Genomic DNA, 2,113 nt, shown 5'->3' with positions numbered 1-2,113 from the left:
AAGTTTGGTGTACTCATAGAACCACGGACTATAGGTATCATTCTATATGGAGTTAAATAGAACTAAATTTAGTAAGAGAACGATAACTGAGTATAATTTACACAGATAAAGGGTTATATCAGTTAGCACCGTATGCAAGTGAAAATGAATTGGAAGAATCTATTCAAAAGGTAAAGTCTGAATTATTTGGAAACAACCGTATTTACCTGGATATAAAGAAAAAAATTGGAAAAAAAGGCATACAAGAAAATATCCCCGATGGTTACTTGATCGATTTGAGCAGCAAAGAACCTAAATTATATTTTGTAGAAAATGAATTAGTGGATCACGATGCACTTAGGCATATTGCTGTGCAGATCATGCAATTTTCAATTGCTTTTGAAGTTCACCCCAGAAAAGTACGAGATATTTTATTTAATGAATTACATCATAATGAGAAAATAAGAAATATTTGTGATAATTATATTTCATCCCATGGTTATCGCAATCTGGACCATTTGCTTGATTGTTTAATAGCAAATCCCTTTTCAGTGTTGATTGTAATAGATGGCGAACATTCAAAATTAGAAAACTCTATCATCCAAAAGTTCAATTTCAGTGTAGATATTATTCGTTTAGCTCGATATAGAAACTCTGAAAATAATTATTTCTATATGTTTGAACCATTTTTACAGGATGTGGTTATTAACAATATTGGTTTAACTGAAACAAGCAATGTAAATGTTGATGAAGTCGATACGATAATTATTCCAGCTAGGGACAATGGCTTCAAAGAGGTTTTTATTAATGAACGTCGTTGGTATGAAATACGGATGGAAAGCTCTATGCGCCAAAAAATAAAATACATCGCAGCATATCAAGTTGCACCAATCTCTGCCATTACGCACCTTGCAACAATCAAATCAATTGAACCTTGGGGAGATAATGGAAAATGGGTGATAAATTTCGAGGATACCGCAGAGGAAATAGAATTAATCCCATTAAAAAAGGATGGCAAAGTTAAAGCCCCCCAAGCCCCTAGATATGCTGTCAAAGACAAGTTATTGCAAGCTAAAACACTAGAGGATATTTGGGGGGGGCTTCAACTTAGCAGTGTAGCTTTAGCAGATTAATGACTGCCTCTCATAATCTGCTGATATATTTTCGCAGCCTCTATAGGGCAGGTCGTATTAATACTTAAAGATGCTTTACTTTTACCCGTTTGCTCATCAATTAAATGCCTTAATCTTTCGGCATCCTCTATGCTTATGCGACCGTCAAGGGCTGCTCGTAATATATCGTCCTTTAACTTAGGGATGTTTTTTTGAAATTCAATCCCTGTAGACTCACGATTTACTTTAGGTATCAAACGCTCAATACAAAGTCGTAAGGCTGTAGCATCTCCGTTAAGCGCAAGTTCAATCAATTTTTTTACCAGGCCCTCTGCATGTGGCTCTAACATTTTTGCTAATTCAGTGCGCTTGTTAAGTGCTCCCTTTCGTCTTCCACCGGGATTTCCTGATTGTCCAGCTTTGAAAGTCATCGCTTGCTCCTAACTTGTTTTTTACAAGCACTTTACCTGATATTTATACGTCTATAAATATTAAAATAGGAGCGCTTCTTTGTTAATAAAAAACCCGTTTACTTGTACTGATAAATATTTGTTTTTTATTCTGCGTAACCTGCGTAATGGATGCGTAAGTCAGGCTAACGCAGGTTACGCAACTACCCTTAGAGAGTGCGCTGCGTACACTCTAGGGGTATGGGGGTAACGCAACGCATATATTAAAGTAAAAAATATTCCCCTCAATTTTCAATTCTCTTGGTAAAATGCGTTAACTCCAAAGGTATAAGTGCAAGAGCTTTTTCAGTAAGTTGATATTTAATCTTTTTATTTCGGTTTGTATCACTAAATTCAATCACTTCTAACAGTCCTTCTTTTTCTGCATGTTCTGTAAGAGCAAACATTTGTGCATCGTTATAAATAGACTTGGGAAAAAGGGGATCAATAGATAATTTCTTAAAGGCTCTCAAAGGTGAGTTAGTGTTGGGTGAAATAAAGTCGTTTCGTTTATCGAATTTATCAAGCAAGAACAAGATGGTAATAAGAGGTGACTCTTCATTAACTGGATGG

At 35.5% G+C, this 2,113-nt stretch carries 3 protein-coding genes; 1 reads left to right on the top strand and 2 read right to left on the bottom strand.

The features are described from left to right. Nucleotides 1–149 precede the first annotated feature (149 nt). Nucleotides 150–1,112 carry a hypothetical protein gene (locus ACQY7T_RS09995; RefSeq protein ID WP_428413109.1) on the top strand — a complete coding sequence of 321 codons (963 nt, stop codon included), beginning with the start codon at nt 150–152 and terminating at the stop codon, nt 1,110–1,112. Here ACQY7T_RS09995 and ACQY7T_RS09990 read toward each other — a convergent pair. Together ACQY7T_RS09990 and ACQY7T_RS09985 are read right to left on the bottom strand one after the other, a co-directional pair. Beyond that, a complete protein-coding gene (locus ACQY7T_RS09990; RefSeq protein ID WP_428413107.1) occupies nt 1,109–1,522 on the bottom strand; it encodes a DUF5681 domain-containing protein in 414 nt (137 codons plus the stop codon). The genes ACQY7T_RS09995 and ACQY7T_RS09990 overlap by 4 nt on opposite strands. Before the next feature lie 263 nt (nt 1,523–1,785). Then, nucleotides 1,786–2,113 (bottom strand): hypothetical protein (locus ACQY7T_RS09985; RefSeq protein ID WP_428413105.1); only part of this gene is annotated, 328 nt, incomplete at its 5' end.

Source organism: Legionella sp. (genome assembly GCF_965140895.1).
Lineage (GTDB): Bacteria > Pseudomonadota > Gammaproteobacteria > Legionellales > Legionellaceae > Legionella.
Note: the sequence above shows the minus strand (reverse complement) of the source record. Positions and strands in the feature narration are given on the sequence as shown.

Coding starts and splice junctions, on each gene's coding strand:
- ACQY7T_RS09990 (WP_428413107.1), bottom strand. CDS start 1,522: ATGACTTTCAAAGCTGGACAATCAGGAAATCCCGGTGGAAGACGAAAG.